Annotated in this window: 6 protein-coding genes; all 6 read right to left on the bottom strand. The window is 68.0% G+C overall.

Annotated elements, in window-relative coordinates:
• Positions 1-6: 6 nt before the first annotated feature.
• A complete protein-coding gene (gene malQ / locus BLU54_RS06815) occupies positions 7-2,367 on the bottom strand; it encodes a 4-alpha-glucanotransferase (RefSeq protein ID WP_091906334.1) in 2,361 nt (786 codons plus the stop codon).
• Positions 2,364-4,193 (bottom strand): malto-oligosyltrehalose trehalohydrolase, encoded by a 1,830-nt coding sequence (treZ, locus tag BLU54_RS06810; protein ID WP_091906332.1) that lies wholly within the window; start codon positions 4,191-4,193, stop codon positions 2,364-2,366. The genes malQ and treZ overlap by 4 nt, the downstream gene beginning before the upstream one ends.
• Positions 4,194-4,437: 244 nt before the next feature.
• Entirely contained in the window at positions 4,438-6,639 is a 2,202-nt protein-coding gene (glgX, locus tag BLU54_RS06805) for a glycogen debranching protein GlgX (RefSeq protein ID WP_091906330.1), read from the bottom strand.
• Positions 6,639-8,912, bottom strand: a complete 2,274-nt coding sequence (gene glgB / locus BLU54_RS06800) for a 1,4-alpha-glucan branching protein GlgB (RefSeq protein WP_091906327.1) — start codon at positions 8,910-8,912, stop codon at positions 6,639-6,641. The genes glgX and glgB overlap by 1 nt, the downstream gene beginning before the upstream one ends.
• Positions 8,905-12,279 carry a maltose alpha-D-glucosyltransferase gene (gene treS, locus BLU54_RS06795; protein ID WP_091906324.1) on the bottom strand — a complete coding sequence of 1,125 codons (3,375 nt, stop codon included), beginning with the start codon at positions 12,277-12,279 and terminating at the stop codon, positions 8,905-8,907. Before treS ends, glgB begins: the two co-directional genes overlap by 8 nt.
• Positions 12,280-12,329: 50 nt before the next feature.
• The gene (locus BLU54_RS06790) at positions 12,330-15,698 is read right to left on the bottom strand and encodes a maltotransferase domain-containing protein (protein ID WP_091906322.1); all 3,369 of its coding nucleotides are present in this window, start codon (positions 15,696-15,698) and stop codon (positions 12,330-12,332) included.
• Positions 15,699-15,885: the final 187 nt, after the last annotated feature.

The following is a 15,885-nucleotide window of genomic DNA, read 5'->3' as shown; positions in this document are numbered from 1 at the left end:
TTTCGGTCAGGCGTCGAAGCGCTCGCGAGCGCGGTTGATCAGGGCGATGCGGCGACGCACGGCCTCGGCGTCGAGACTCAGTGCGGTGTCGCCGCTACTGCGGCGGCGCCAGTTCGGGTGACCGGTGTCCGGGCCCGGCAGGTTGGGTTGGTCGGGCAGGCCGAGCAGATCCTCCAGCGGAAAGATCGCCAGCTCGCCCGGCGTCGAGGCGACGAAGGTCAACGCGGCGTCTACGACCGCGTCGCCGTTGGCATCGCTGCCGGCGCCTTCGGTGACGTCATCGGTGACGTCATCGGTGACTCCATCGGTGACCTCGGCGTCGGCAGCCGCGCGCCGGCCGGCCGGCGGCAGGCAACCCGCGTCGACCAGCGCCTCGCGCAATGCCTCGCGGTCCTTCGCGCGTTGGCGTTCCTCCTCGGCACGCGCGGCGGCATCGATCTGGCCGGCGCGCTCGCGCCAGTCGATGTCGTGACCGCGCCACCAGCCCGCCAGCGTCGGCAGGTCGTGCGTGCTGGTCATCGCCAGCGCATTCCGGTCCCACGCGGCAGGCGGCAGGAACGCGCTGACCGCGCTGTCGTCGGTATCGTCGTCCGGCGCCGCATCCGCTGCCGCATCGGTTGCCGCAGCCGCTTCCTCGCCGTGCCGCGCCGCGTCGACGTCGGGAACCGTCTCGCCGCCGTCTGCATCGTCCGCGTCAAGGTCCCCGCGTTCGAACCAGAGCACGCGCATGCCCAGCAGGCCCGCATCGGCCAGCGCATCGCGCAGGCCGGGCGGGACGGTGCCCAGATCCTCGCCGACCACGACCGCGCGGTGCCGCACCGATTCGAGCGCGGTGAGCCGCAGCAGGTCTTCGAGCGGATAACGCAGGTAGCCGCCGCGGCTGGCTTCCTCGCCTTCCGGGACCAGCCACAGACGCCGCAGGCCGAGAATGTGGTCGATGCGAATACCGCCGGCGTGCCGCATCGCGGCGCGCAGCATCGCGATGAATGGCGCGAAGCCCTGCGCGCCGAGGGCGCGCGGCGCAAACGTCGTCAGTCCCCACGACTGTCCGGATTTGTTGAACAGGTCGGGCGGTGCGCCGACCGAAAAGCCGTTCAGCATCGCTGCGGGAAAACTCCACGAGTGACTGCCGGCGCCGTCGGTGCCGACCGCAAGGTCGGCGATCAGGCCGATCGGCATGCCGCTGTCGCGTGCGCGCCGCTGTGCGTCCGCCAAGCCGCCGTCGGCAAGCCATTGCAGGAAGACGTGGTAATCCACTTCGTCGCGATGCGTCGAGGCGAAGCTGGCCACCTGCGGCGCACGCGGGCCGCGCAGGCCTTCCGGCCAGTCGCGCCAGTGTCCCGGATGCTGTTGGGCGATGGCCTCGAAGCGCGCGTGATCCTCCAGCGTGTCGCCGCCTTCCTCCCGGAAGCGCGCGAAGTCTTCGTGCGACGGATGGTCCGGCGTCGCGCGCCAGCGTTTGAACAAGGCGCGCAGCAGGCTGTCGCGTGCGACTGCGACGCCTGGCCAGTCGACGAACTCGGCGCGATCCAGTTCGGCGAAGCACTCGCTCAAGTCCTGTTCGGCGATCGCGCGCTCGACCCATTCCGTTCCGAACGTCGCGGCCGGATCGATGTGCAGCGTGTTCAACAGCAGTCGACTCGACGGTGCGTACGGGCTGAACTTTTCCGGCGCCGCGGCGAACATCGCGTGCAGCGGGCTGATCGCTACTGCCGCGGCGCCGGCATGCGCGGCACGCTCGGCGAAGTCCGCGAGCGCCGTATAGTCGCCGACACCCAGCGCTTGCCGCGCGCCGCTGCCACGCAGACCGTAGACCTGCACGCCGATGCCCCAGGGGCGCCGGTCGAGCGGCTGGGCGGGGCCGTCGGGCATGTCGAGGCGGGCATCCTGACTGTCGCGACAGGCGTCGGTCACCGCATAGCAACGGGCTGGCGCCACCGCCAGCGTGCACTCCAGGTCCTCGCACGACAGCCGGTGATAGCCGATCTCGGCGACCGGCGCGAGTGCGCCACCGGCCTCGACCTTGCCTTCCTGACTGCCGCCACCCTCGAAGCGAATCGTATAGCCGCGGCCCGGCGGCAGTGCCGGCACGACCAGCGGGACGTTCACTTCGGCCGTCACCAGGGGCGGCAGCACGCGTGCCTCGGCTTCGAGTTGACGCAGCGATGTCGCGCAGGCCGCATCGTCTCCGGCAGGCAGCCCGAGCCGCTCCAGCAGATTGCGCTGCGCGGCGGGCGCCAGCCGCTGTGTACGGCCAGCCGCGTCCTGCCACTCGGTCAGCAGGCCAGCGGCGTGCGCCAGCGCGTCCAGCGGCGTCGGCCGCGCCGTAGTCGTTTCGGCAGACGCCTTGGCTTTCGCGCCGCTCATTCCATCGTCTCCGCGTCGTCCCGGCCGAGCTCCGCCGACGACGCGAGCAGCGCATCGCCCAGCCAGACCAGGCAGGTGTTTGGCGGCACCTCGCCTGGCAGGCCGTCGCCTTGGGACAGCGCGTCATCGCCGAGATTGAGCGCGATGCTCAGCGTGGTGGCGTCGTTCATTCGCCATTGCGCAAAGACCGCCTTGTCGCTCAGCGCGCGCGCGCCGGTGGCGCGCGCGTCCTCCAGGCGCGGCACGATCTGCGCGTGACGCAGCGCCAGACCGCGGCGGTAGAAGCGCCGCCAGGCATCGAGCGTGGCGTTGGTCTCGCCGGCGCCGTTGGCGTCGGCCGGCATCGCGCGGGAGGCCGCGAACGTGCGGTGGTCGTTCGGGTCCGGGATCCGTTCGCGCCGCTCCGGATCGTTGAACGCGGCGAACTTCGCGAATTCACGGCGGCGGCCTTCGCGTACCGCGTCGGCCAGCTCGCCCTCGTAGTCGGTGAAGAACAGAAACGGATCCTCCGACCCGTATTCTTCGCCCATGAACAGCATCGGGATCTGCGGCGACAGCAGCATGAGCAGGGTCGCGGCGCGCAGCGCATCCGGCGCACACAGGCGGGTCAGGCGTTCGCCAAAGGCCCGATTGCCGACTTGGTCGTGATTCTGCAGGAACAGCACGAACGCGGTGGGCGGCAGGTGCGCGCTCGGCTCGCCGCGGGTCTCGCCGTCGTGGATCGGCGACGCCTCGCCCTGGTAGACGAAGCCCTCGGCCAGCAGCCGCGCCAGCTTGCGTGCCGGGTCCTGCGCAAACGCTTCGTAATAGCTCTCGGTCTCGCCGGTCAACAGCACGTGCAGCGTATTGTGCGAGTCGTCGCTCCACTGCGCGTCGAAACGATCGTCACCCAGCAGCGATGCCGTGTTGCCCTCGTTTTCCAGTACCAGATGGACATGGCGGCCGCGCTCGACGCCGCCGCGCACACGTTGCGCGAGTTCGCGCAGCCAGCCGTCATTGTTGATTGCATGCACCGCGTCGAAACGCAGCCCATCGAAGCGGTATTCGTTGAGCCAGTACAGCGCGTTGTCGAAGAAGAAATCGCGCACTTGCTGGCGATCGAAGTCGATGGCCGCGCCCCACGGCGTGTCGACCCCTTCCTTGAAGAACGACTTCGCATAGGTCGGCAGGTAATTGCCGGTCGGCCCGAAGTGGTTGTAGACGACATCCAGGAAAACCATCAACCCGAGGCCGTGCGCGGCATCGATCAAGGCCTTCAGTTCGTCGGGCGTGCCGTAGGCCGAATCCGGCGCGAACGGCAGCGCGCCGTCGTAGCCCCAGTTGTGCCGCCCCTTGAAATCGTTGATCGGCATCAGTTCGATCGCGGTAACGCCCAGTTCCGTCAGTTCAGGCAGACGCGCCTGCACGCCGGTATAGCCGCCGCACGCGCCAACGTGCAGTTCATACAGGACGGTTTCGCGCCAGGGCCGGCCGGCCCACGTCGGCTGCTGCCACTCGTAGCCATGCGGATCCACGACCATGCTCGGCCCGTCCAGGTCGTCGGGCTGGAAGCGCGAGGCCGGGTCCGGAACGTTCAGCGAATCGTCGACCTGGTAACGATAGCGCGTGCCGGCGCCGCAATCGGCCTCGGCCTCGAACCAGCCATCGCCCGCAGCGGCCATCGGCAGCTTCGGGCCGTTCTCGAGCGCGACGGCAACGGTTTGCGCGCTCGGTGCCCAGAATCGAAAGCGCGTACGCGGATGCGCACCGCGTTGGACGATTTCGGCCCCGAAGGGCAGGGTGCGCGCGAAGTGCCGGCGCTGCCGGCTCAACGGTTGGACGGACATGCTTTCGATTCCTGAATGCTTTGGGTAACGCGACGACCTGCATCGTCGCGGACGGTTCGGCCATGGCCAAGCGGCGCATCGGCGGGACGGAAAGCGTCCGCGGCATGCGCTGGCCTCCACGCAAGCGGCAACGGCGGCGTGCGAGACCCGTCAGCGCAGCAATTCCCAGGCCATGCAAAATTGCCGCGCCGCCGCCGCGCGCGGCAGCGTGCCGGTGCGCATGCGAGGCGCGCCGCAAAGCGCTTCACGACGCGTCCGACGATGCGCTGGACGGCGCGAGCGGCGCGGCGTGGCCGTGCCGATGCGCGCCGTCTCGTGCGACGGCGGCGACGACCACGACGCTGTGCGCGGCCACCGACACGGTCGTACCGTCGACCGGTCCGCTCGGTTCGCCCGGCGCGGCGGAATCCAGCACCTTGCGCCAACGCAGCGTCGGCTCGGGAAGCCGAAACGGCAGCGGGACCGGCTCCGGATTGCAGAGCAGGGTGAGGACATCCACACCGCCAGTGCGCGATTCACCGGCGCGCCGGCACTGGAACGCGCGCTGCGTCGGGTCTTGCCACGCGGCCGGGGTCAGCGGTGTACCACCTGGATCGAACCAGTCGACATCGTGCACGCCCGGCAACCATGTCTCGGTGCCGCTCAGGAAGCGATCGCGCCGCAGCAGCGGATAGGCGCGCCGCAGGGCCGTCAGACGCGCAACGAAATCGGTCATCGTGCGAGCCGCTTCGCCGCGGGCCTGCTGCCAATCGAGCCAGGAAATCGGGTTGTCCTGACAGTACGCGTTGTTGTTGCCGCGTTGACTGTGTCCGAACTCGTCGCCGGCCAGGATCATCGGTGTCCCCAGCGACAGGAACGGCATCGCCACCAGCGCCCGCGCCACGCGCGCGCGCGTTTCGTTCACGGCAGGGTCGTCGCTGGGACCGTCGTGCGCGGGATCGTTGCCGGCCGGCGGCACCCAGTTGCTGCTGGCGTTGTCGTCGTGCCCGTCGCGGCCGTCTTCACCGTTCGCGTCGTTGTGCTTGTGGGCATAAGCGACCAGATCCGCGAGCGGGAAGCCGTCATGACAAGCGACGAAATTGACCGACGCCCATGCCCGCCGATGCGGGCGCCCGAAGAGGTCGGCCGAGCCGCTCAGCCGCGCGGCGAACTCCTGCCGCGCGTAGGGATCGCCCCGCCACAGGCGGCGCGCGCCGTCGCGAAAGCGATCGTTCCATTCGGCGAAGCCCGACGGGTGCTCGCCCAACTGATAGCCGCCGGGGCCGATGTCCCAGGGCTCAGAGATGAGCTTGCGGGTGGCGAGCACCGGGTCTTGGCGGATCGCATCGAAAAAGCCCGCGCCCGGGTCGAAGCCATGCGCCTCGCGGCCGAGCGTGCTGCCCAGATCGAAACGAAAACCGTCGATGCCATAGACCAGTGCCCAGTGGCGAAGCGAATCCATCACCATCTGCAGCACGCGCGGATGCGACAGATTGAGGGTATTGCCGCAACCGGTGACGTTCTCGTAGTGCCGCGGTTCGCCCGGCAGCAGCCGATAGTAGCTCGCGTTGTCGAGACCACGCCACGACAGCGTCGGTCCCAGTTCGTTGCTCTCGCACGTATGGTTGTAGACCACGTCGAGAATGACCTCGATGCCCGCCGCATGAAAACGTCGAACGGCGAGACGGAATTCGTCGGCGGCATGATGGCCGGCCTGGTCGGCGATGTAGCGCGGTTCGGGCGCGAAGTACGACAGCGTGCTGTAGCCCCAGTAATTGCCGAGGCCGCGCTGCACCAGGAACCGGTCCTGTGCGAAGGCCTGCACCGGCAGCAGTTCGATCGCGGTGACGCCCAGACGATGCAGATGATCGATCTGGACCGGGTCGGCCAGCGCGGCGAAGGTGCCGCGCAAGGGCGGCAGCAGGTCGCGCCGCAGCATTGACGCGCCCCGCACGTGCGCCTCGTAGATCACCGTGTCCTGCCACGCATGGCCGGGCGGGCGGTCGCCGGTGTCGGGCCGCGCCGGATCGACGATCACCGCCTTGGGCATCGCCGGTGCGCTGTCGCGTCGATCGAACGAAAGGTCGGCGCGACTCGACGTCGGCCGGAACGCGTACAGCGCGTCGCTCCAGCGCAGGCGGCCGGCGAGCTGCCGGGCGTAGGGGTCGAGCAGCAGCTTGTGAGGGTTGAACCGATGACCGGCGTGCGGCTGGTAGGGGCCGTACGCACGCAAGCCGTAGAGTTGCCCGGGTTGTGCCCCGGGCAGGTAGCCATGCCAGACGTCGTCGGTGCATTCGGGCAGCGCCAGGCGCGCAACCTCGCGGCGCCCGGCCGGATCGAACAGACACACTTCGATCCGCTCGGCATGCGCTGAAAACACCGCGAAGTTGCAGCCGAGGCCGTCCCAGGTCGCGCCGAGCGGATAAGGCAGACCGGCGGCGAGCCTGTCGGGCGGCCAATGCCTCATCAGCGCGCGTGGCCGGGATCGACCGAGCTGAACATCACGCAACCAAGCGGCGGCAGCGTTACCGCCGCCGAGAACGGCTGGCCGTGGCGTCCGTCATGCTCCGCGTGCAGGCCGCCGCCGTTGCCGCGGTTCGAGCCACCGTAGATCGACGCATCGCTGTTGAACACCTCTTGCCAGTGGCCGTCGCGCGGCAAGCCGACCCGATAGCCCTCGCGCAACACCGGCGTGAGGTTGACGACCACGACTAGTTCGCGGCCTGCCGCGATGCGTCGGAACGCGAACACGCTGTTCGCCGCATCGTCGCCGATCAGCCAGCCAAAACCCGACGGGTCGTCGTCGCGCTCATAGAGTGCCGGCTCGCTGGTGTACAGGCGGTTCAGGTCGCCGACCAGGCGCTGCATGCCGGCATGCAGCGCATCCTCGAGCAGATGCCAATGCGGCGACTGGTCGTGATTCCACTCCGCGAGCTGTCCCAGTTCGCCGCCCATGAACAGCAGCTTCTTGCCGGGGTGGGTCCACATGAACGACAGGTAGGCACGCAGGTTGGCAAAGCGCTGCCAGCGGTCGCCTGGCATCTTGCCGAGCAGCGAGCCCTTGCCATGCACGACTTCGTCGTGCGACAGCGGCAGCACGAAGCGCTCGGAGTACGCATACACCATCGAGAACGTCATCTCGTGGTGGTGATGGCTGCGATAGAGCGGGTCACGCGACATGTAGTCGAGCGTGTCGTGCATCCAGCCCATATTCCATTTGAAGTCGAAGCCCAGGCCGCCCTGGTCGACCGGAGCCGTGACGCCCGGCCAGGCGGTCGATTCCTCGGCGATCGTGATCGTGCCCGGGCAGCGGCGCTTCACGTCGTCGTTGAGCCGGCGCAGGAAGGCGATCGATTCCAGATTCTCGCGTCCGCCGTAGACGTTCGGCACCCACTCGCCGGCCTTGCGGCTGTAGTCGCGGTACAGCATCGAAGCGACGGCGTCGACGCGCAGACCGTCGACGTGAAAGTGTTCGAGCCAGTTCAGCGCACTCGCCGCCAGGAATCCACCCACCTCGTTACGGCCGAGGTTGTAGATCATCGTATTCCAGTCCTGGTGGTAGCCTTCCCGCGGATCCGCGTGTTCGTAGAGCGGCGTGCCGTCGAACTGGATCAGGCCGTGCGCGTCGTTGGGGAAGTGTGCCGGGACCCAGTCGAGGATCACGCCGAGCGATTCGGCGTGGCAGCGGTCGACGAAAGCGGCGAACTGCTGCGGCGTGCCGAAACGCGCCGACGGGGCGAACTGGCCGAGCGGCTGATAGCCCCACGAGCCGCCGAACGGATGCTCGGCGATCGGCAGGAATTCGAGGTGCGTGAAGCCGAGCGACTTGACGTAGGGAATCAGCCGTTCGCCGAGTTCCTCCCAGTTCAAGGTGCGCCAGCCGTCTTCCTCGATCCGCATCCACGACTCGGCATGGACTTCGTAGATCGAGATCGGCGCGCCGCTGCGCTGACGTTCCGAACGCACGGCCAGCCATGCGTCGTCGTGCCAGGTGAACGGCGTCGGGTCGGCAACGATCGATGCGGTCGCGGGCGGTTTCTCGGTCTGGCGCGCCAGCGGATCGGCCTTCAGCGGCAGCACGCCCCCGTCGCGGCCGGCAATCTCGTATTTGTAGCGGGTGCCCGGTCCGAGACGCGGCACGAAGATCTCCCAGACACCGCCGTAATGGCGCTTGCGCATCGGGTGACGACGGCCGTCCCAGCTGTTGAAGTCGCCGACCACCGACACCCGGCTCGCGTTCGGCGCCCAGACCGCGAAGCGCACGCCGGCCACGCCGTCGACCGTCATCGCGCGCGAACCGAGCGCCTCGTTCACCACCGCCGCATCGCCGTTCGAGAGCTGGTGCAGGACGTCGTCCGGCAGCAATGCCCCGAAGGTGTAGGGGTCCTCGGTTTCCTGCGTGGTGCCTTCCCAATCGATGCGCAGCAGGTAGGGCGCATCGGATGCCACCTCGCCAGTGAACAAGCCATAGCGGCCATCGTCGGCGTGGTGGGTGAGCGTGCCAAGCGGACGGCCATCGTCGCGGGCCACCACTTGCACGCTGCGGGCGCCGGGCAATAGTGCGCGCACGACGCGGCGGCCGTCGTCGAGGCGATGCGCGCCGAGCACGCGGAACGGGTTGTCGTGGCGGGCATGCAGCAGCGCATCGATCTCGTCGCGCGAGAAGGACGCGTCGAGCGCGGACAGCAGCGCGGCGCGCCCGGCGGGTTGCGCGCCTGCCTTGTTGGTGGTGTCAGGCATTCGGTTCTCCGTCGGTCGCGTTGTGCGCGGCCGTGTTGTCGTGGGTGTCGCCGAGCAGGCGCGCGGCCAGGCCGGCCAGGCCGCGCGCGGGCAGGCCGATCCAGCTCGGGCGATTCGCCGCCTCGTAACGCACCTCGTAGGAGGCCTTTTCGATCAGCATCAGGTCGAGCAGCGCCTGTTCGCCGGCCGGACCGACCAGCGGCTGCGGCGCGGCGGCCAGTGCTTCGCGGTAGGCCGCCAGGAAGCGCTCGCGCGCTTCGGTGCCGAAGCGTTCGAGCATCGCGCGCCGGCGGTCGAGCGCGGGCAGCAGCGTCGAGTCACTGGGCATCGCGGCCGCGCTGGCGTAGGACAGCGAGCGCATCAGGCCGGCCACGTCGCGGTACGGGCTGGTCTTGCGCCGGCGGTCCTCGACGCTGCGGGCGGGCTCGCCTTCGAAGTCGATCAGATAGACGTCGGCGCTGGAAACCAGCACCTGGCCGAGGTGGAAGTCGCCATGCACGCGCGTCTTGAGCGCACCCGTATCGGCCGGCAGCAAGCCGCGCACCGTGGCTTCCAGCGCTTCGCGCCGTGCCAGCACGCTCTCGACGAGCTTGCGGGCATGTTCGTCGAGATGATCGAGATGGCCGGCCAGCGTGTCGAGCGCCTGGCCAAGCAAGGCGAGCGATCGCTCGGTCCAGTCGGCGATGTCGTCCGGCGTCGCGGGCTCGGGGGCGAAGGCCGGATCGTCGGTCGGCGCGCTCAGCGCGACGTGCAGTTCGCCGAGGCGGCGTCCGATCACGGCCGCCTGCGCGGCATAGCCGGACAGCCAGTCGGAATAGTCTTCCTGGTCGGCCGTGTGCTGCTCCGCGTCGACGGCCACCGTCACATCGGCGGCGGCGCGCTTCAGGTAGTCCAGCGCCCAGTTCCAGGCATCACCCTGGTTCTCGACGAAGCCTTGCATGATGCCCAGCGTCCACGGCTGCTGCTCCGCGTCGACGCGCACGATCTCACCGAGCAGCGGCGCGGTGTTCGGATAGCCGATCTCGGTGAGATAGCGCGTCATTTCGGCTTCCGGGTGAATGCCGGGCACCAGGCGGCGGACCAGCTTGAGCACCGCGGTGTCGTCGATCACCAGCGAACTGTTGCTCTGTTCCGCGGACAGCCAGCGGATTTCCGGCGACTCCGCGTCGCCCAGCTCGAGTTCGGCGAAGCGATCGGTGGGCAGGAAGCGCACCTGGCCGGCCGGCGTGTCGACCGTGCGCTGCGAGGCGAACGCCTTGAGGATCGCATACGGCAGCGCGGCCAGCGAGAAGGCGTCGGTCAGGAAACCGACCGTGCGACCACTGCGCACGCGGGCCAGCGCCAGTTGCTGCGGCAACGGGGTAGCGGTCGCCGAGGTATCCCAGGACAGTCCCAGCGGCAGGAAGTAGCGGTCGGTATGCGTGCTGCCGTCGCGCTTGTTGCGCGTGTCGGCCTCGACCTCGGCAAGCAGCAGGTTGTTCTCCCCGCGCACCAGCGGCGTGTAGTACATCAGCCGCACGCGTTCGAGCGTGGCGTCCTTCGATGCGAACCAGCGGCGCAGGCCCAGGTAATCGGGCAGGATTTCGGTTTCCAGGACCTTCTGCTGTTCGCTCGCGCTCGGCAACTGAACGCCCTTGCGAATCACGAAGGTGTGGAAGTCCGGCAATTGTTCGGATGGCATGGCGCTCCACGTAGGACGTTGCGCCTCGGCACACAACTGGAACCAATAGAAGCCGTAGGGCGGAAGGGTGAGCAGGTAGGGCAACTGGCCGATCGGCGGGAATGCGGAATCGCCGGTGAGCTCGACCGGGACCCGGCCCGCGAACTCGGTCAGCTGCAGTTCGACGGCCTGCGGCGCATTGGACAGATTGGCAACGCAGAAGACCGGCGCCTCGCCCGGCATTTCGCGCAGATAGGCAAGCATCTTCCGATTGCTTGGCTTGAGGAAACGAATGGTGCCGCGGCCGAACGCGTGCTTCGCGCGCCGGACTGCCAGCATCTTGCGCATCCAGTTCAGCAGCGAGTGCCGGTCGCGGCTCTGCGACTCGACGTTGACCGCGTCGTAGCCGTAGAGCGATCCCATCACCGGCGGCAACACCAGTTGCTCGGGGTCGGCACGCGAGAAGCCGCCGTTGCGGTCGGACGACCACTGCATCGGCGTGCGCACACCGTCCCGGTCGCCCAGGTGGATGTTGTCGCCCATGCCGATCTCGTCGCCGTAGTAGATCACCGGCGTACCCGGCATCGACAGCAGCAGCGAATTGATCAGCTCGATGCGGCGGCGGTCGCGTTCCAGCAGCGGCGCCAGCCGGCGCCGGATGCCGAGGTTGATGCGCGCGCGGCGATCGCTCGCATAGGTGTTCCACAGATAGTCGCGTTCGCTATCGGTGACCATCTCGAGCGTCAGCTCGTCGTGATTGCGCAGGAAGATGGCCCACTGACATGCCTCCGGCAGATCCGGCGTCTGCCGCATGATGTCGGTGATCGGGAAACGGTCTTCGCGCGCGATCGCCATGTAGATGCGCGGCATCAGCGGGAAGTGGAACGCCATGTGGCATTCGTCGTTTTGCCCGAAGTACTCCTGCACGTCTTCCGGCCATTGGTTGGCCTCGGCCAGCAGCATCCGGTTCTGATAGTGCGCGTCCAGTTCCGCGCGGATCTTTTTCAGAACGTCGTGGGTCTCGGGCAGGTTTTCGTTGTTGGTGCCGTCGCGCTCGATCAGATACGGGATCGCGTCGAGCCGCAAGCCGTCGACGCCCATGTCCAGCCAGAAGCGCATCACGGACAACACTTCGCGCATCACCGGCGGATGGTCGAAGTTGAGGTCCGGCTGATGAGAGTAGAAACGGTGCCAATAGTACTGTCCGGCGACCGGGTCGAACGTCCAGTTCGACGTTTCCGTATCGCAGAAAATGATGCGCGTTTCGTTGTACTTCTGGTCATCGTCGGACCAGACGTAGTAATTGCGATGGTTCGAACCCTTCTTCGCGCGTCGTGCGCGCTGGAACCATGGATGCTGGTCTGACGTGTGGTTGATGACCAGCTCGGTGATCACGCGCAGACCGCGGGCGTGTGCCTCGTTGACGAAGCGCTTGAAGTCCGCGACCGTGCCGTAGTCGGGATGCACGCCGCGATAATCGGCGATGTCGTAGCCATCGTCGCGGCGTGGCGACGGGTAGAACGGCAGCAGCCAGATCGCGTCGACACCCAGTTCCGCGATGTAGTCGAGCTTGGAGAGCAGACCCGGGAAGTCGCCAACGCCGTCATTGTTCGCATCGAAAAACGACTTGACGTGGACCTGGTAGATGATCGCGTCCTTGTACCAGAGCGGATCGTCACTGATGAGCGTCTCGAGATTTTTCTTCATGAGTTCCTTGTCCTAGGCCGGCTCCGCTGCGCGCGTTGACGATGGTTCGATCACGCGTCGCGCGCGTCCGGCCAGCCTCCCACGCAAGTGACGCGCCTGATCGCGAACGGCAGCACTGCCGGGTCCAGGCGCAAACGCTGCCACTTGCCGCGCATCTCGAAGCGTTCGCCGCTGACCAGGTCGGTGGCGCGCAGCGCCGCGTCGTCGGCCAGGCCCCAGCGCCACAGCGGCAGTTCCACGTCGGCGTCCTGGGCGGCGAACGGATCGAGCGTGATCGCGACCAGCACGACGTTGTCGCGGGCCCGGGTCGATTTCTCGAAAAACAGCACGTTCGGATTCGACGAGGGCAGAAAGCGGATGTTCAGATGGCTGTGCAGTGCGGGATTGGCCCGACGCAGCCGGTTGAGCAGGCTGATTTCCTCGATGATGTTGCCTTCGCGGTTCCAGTCCCAGACCCGCACCTGATACTTCTCCGAATCGAGATACTCCTCGCTGTTCGGCAGCGCGGCCGCCTCGCAAAGTTCGAAGCCGCTGTACACGCCCCACAGGCCGGACAGGGTCGCGGCCAGCGCGGCGCGAATCACGAAGCCGGCACGGCCGGAGCGTTGCAGGAACTTCGGATTGATGTCGGGCGTGTTGACGAAGAAATTCGGCCGGAAGAACTCGCGCTCCGGACCGGTCGACAACTGGGTCAGGTACTCGGTCAGTTCGTCCTTCGTCTCGCGCCAGGTGAAATAGGTGTACGACTGGCCGAAGCCGACCTTGGCGAGCCGGTTCATCACCTTCGGCCGGGTGAAGGCCTCGGACAGGAAGATCACTTCCGGATGGCGCTGCCGCACCTCGCCGATCATCCACTCCCAGAAAGGCAGCGGCTTGGTGTGCGGATTGTCGACGCGGAAGGTCTGCACGCCGGCGGCGACCCAGAACAGGATCACGTCGCGCAGCGACAGCCACAGCGCCGGGATCGCGTCGTCCGCGTAGAAATCGGGGTTGACGATGTCCTGGTATTTCTTCGGCGGATTTTCGGCGTAGCGCAGCGTGCCGTCCGGCCGCCAGGCGAACCAGGTCGGATGTTCCTTCAGCCACGGATGGTCGGGCGAGCACTGGATCGCGAAGTCCAGCGCGACTTCGAGACCGTGCGCGTGCGCGGCGTCGAGCAGCGCACGGAAGTCGTCGAAGCTGCCCAGCTCGGGGTGGATCGCGTCGTGGCCGCCGTGCTCGTCGCCGATCGCATACGGACTACCCACGTCGTCCGGGCCCGCGGTGAGGGTGTTGTTCGGTCCCTTGCGATTGGCCCGGCCGATCGGATGGATCGGCGGGAAATACAGCACGTCGAAGCCCATCGCGGCAATCTGCGGCAAGCGCGCAATGACGTCGATGAAAGTGCCATGACGCGTGGCGTCGCCGGACTGCGAGCGCGGGAACAGTTCGTACCAGCTCGCGAAGCGCGCGGCCGAGCGCTCGGCCAGCACGCGATACACCGGCGAAGCCGTGAAGAAGTCACGCACGCCGGTGGCGGCGATCAAGGTGCTGGTGTCGTGGTCGACGACAAGCGCCAGGCGGTCATCGTCCTTCGCGCGCTTGAGCCGCTTGCCAAGCTCATGCAGCTTGTCGGCCGCGGCGCGTTCCGTCTCGCTCGCCTCGTCGGACACCGCGTCGGCGACCGCGGCGATCAGCAAGCGCGCTTCTTCCACTTCCAGCTTGACCTCCTGTCCCACCGCCAGCTTGCGTTCGAGATGGTGGATCAGGGAGCCATAACTGTCGCGCCAGGCCAGCACGCTGAACTCGTAAGCGCCGAGCCGTTCGAGCGGCACGTCGGCGACGAAGCGGTCGTTGCCGAGCGCCCGCATCGGCGCTTCCTGCCAGACGGCATCCGCGCTGGCGGGACGGTAACGGACGGCGGCGGAAAGCTGGTCGTGGCCATCGAGGAACACGTCGGCCTCGACCGCCAGGGTTTCGCCGACCACGCGCTTGGCCGGGAAACGGCCGCCGTCGACGACCGGCGTGACGTCCTCGATCGCGATGCGCGGCACACGCGTCGCTTCGGTCGTCTGTTTGCGTTCGGCCGCCTTGGTGCTGCGCTTGCCGGTTGCCACCTGACGGATGCTGGCCGGCCGACGCGCGGCGAACACGCGGACTTCACCCGCTTCGAGCAGCCGGCGACCGAGCGGCCGGAACACCGCGTCCGGATCGGCCAGCGGCGCGAACTCGGTGAATTCGCCGGGGATGCCGTCCAGAATATCGCCGCCATCGATTTCGATGTCGCGGCGCAGATCCGGATTGATCAGGATCAGTGCGGCTTCGTCGGTCACCCGCCAGTCGTTCAGCGGCGTGCGCAACACGGCCGTCACCTTGGCATCGGGGCCGGTGAGCGGCAGCAGGGCGCCGGCCGAGCCGAGCACCGGCGCCGGCTTGACCAGCCCGTTGACGCGCGCGATCTCGTCGCGCAGATCGAGCGGCGGCGCCTCGGCGAGCGCCGTGAATTGCGCGGGCGAACCGTGTTCACGGCTCAGCGCCTCGGCGACGCCGAACTCGAAGCCCATCGGGATCAGCACGCCGCAGCCGAGCACGTTCGCCACCCGCATCGAACGGACGTAGGCGCGCTCGACCATCACCGGATCGGACGCATCCGGAATCAAAGTCGCGAGGCGGCGGCCGTACGGCTCTTCGGGAAAGGCGATCGGCGGCGCCACGCGCGACAGCGCGGTGTATTCCTCGAGGAACCAGCTGTCGCGGCCGTTCCACCACGCCAGGGAGGAGAACACGGCATCGAAGCCGGCGTCGGTCAGCGCGATCTGTTCCTGCCGCGCCAGGCCGGGCGTCCAGGCCAGGAAGCGCGCCAATGGATGCTTCTCGCGTACGGCCGCGGCCAGGCGGCGCCAGATATGGCCCGGCGCCTGGCGCGGCGCGTCGAACCGGAAGCCGACCACGCCGGCGTCGAGGAATTCGCGCAACTGCTGCGCCCACCAGTCGACCAGCCGATCGGCGCTTTCAGGGCGCGCGAAGTTCGCGTAATGGACCAGACGCGGATCGGCGTGCGCGCGGGGGTCGATACCACCGTGGCTGACGCTGTCGACGAACCAGTCCGGATGGTCGGCGGCCAGGCCACCGTCGGCCGCGACGCGATCCAGCGGAATATCCAACAGCAGCGACAGGCCACGCGCGCGCGCCTTGCGGGACAACTCGCCCAGCGCCTCGTTGACGTGCAGATCGCTTTCGAAGACCGGATTGAGGCGCTGGTGATCGGCGGTGACGAAGATGTCGTTGCTGGCGCCAGGAAGGAAGGGCGGTGCGATCAGCACGTGATCGAAGCCCATTGCTGCGGCGCGGTCCAGGTGGTTGTCCCAGGCGGACAGCGGGCCGATCAACAGCGGCGAGACGTAGTAGATACGGGGAGCGAAAGCGGATTCATTGGGCATCGGGCGCTCTTCACGTGGCGCGTCGCGGCTCCCGTGCGCACCGTGCGTGCGGCGCCGCGACTTGTGGATGGGCTGGGATCGCTCGCCGGTCCGCCTTGGCAGCGGGTCTCCTCCGGGCGCGCGACCCTCCTGAACGGTGCGGGGAGAGCCCCGCGGTCGACGGGTACCGCCGCGGCAGGCGGTACCG

Origin of the sequence: Chitinasiproducens palmae (assembly GCF_900095735.1) — a bacterium.
GTDB lineage: Bacteria > Pseudomonadota > Gammaproteobacteria > Burkholderiales > Burkholderiaceae > Chitinasiproducens > Chitinasiproducens palmae.
Note: the sequence above shows the minus strand (reverse complement) of the source record. Positions and strands in the feature narration are given on the sequence as shown.

Bases quoted from the DNA above. Each gene is read 5' to 3' on its own strand.
- BLU54_RS06790 (WP_091906322.1), bottom strand. From the start codon at position 15,698: ATGCCCAATGAATCCGCTTTCGCTCCCCGTATCTACTACGTCTCGCCG.
- malQ (WP_091906334.1), bottom strand. From the start codon at position 2,367: ATGAGCGGCGCGAAAGCCAAGGCGTCTGCCGAAACGACTACGGCGCGG.
- treS (WP_091906324.1), bottom strand. From the start codon at position 12,279: ATGAAGAAAAATCTCGAGACGCTCATCAGTGACGATCCGCTCTGGTAC.
- treZ (WP_091906332.1), bottom strand. From the start codon at position 4,193: ATGTCCGTCCAACCGTTGAGCCGGCAGCGCCGGCACTTCGCGCGCACC.
- glgX (WP_091906330.1), bottom strand. From the start codon at position 6,639: ATGAGGCATTGGCCGCCCGACAGGCTCGCCGCCGGTCTGCCTTATCCG.
- glgB (WP_091906327.1), bottom strand. From the start codon at position 8,912: ATGCCTGACACCACCAACAAGGCAGGCGCGCAACCCGCCGGGCGCGCC.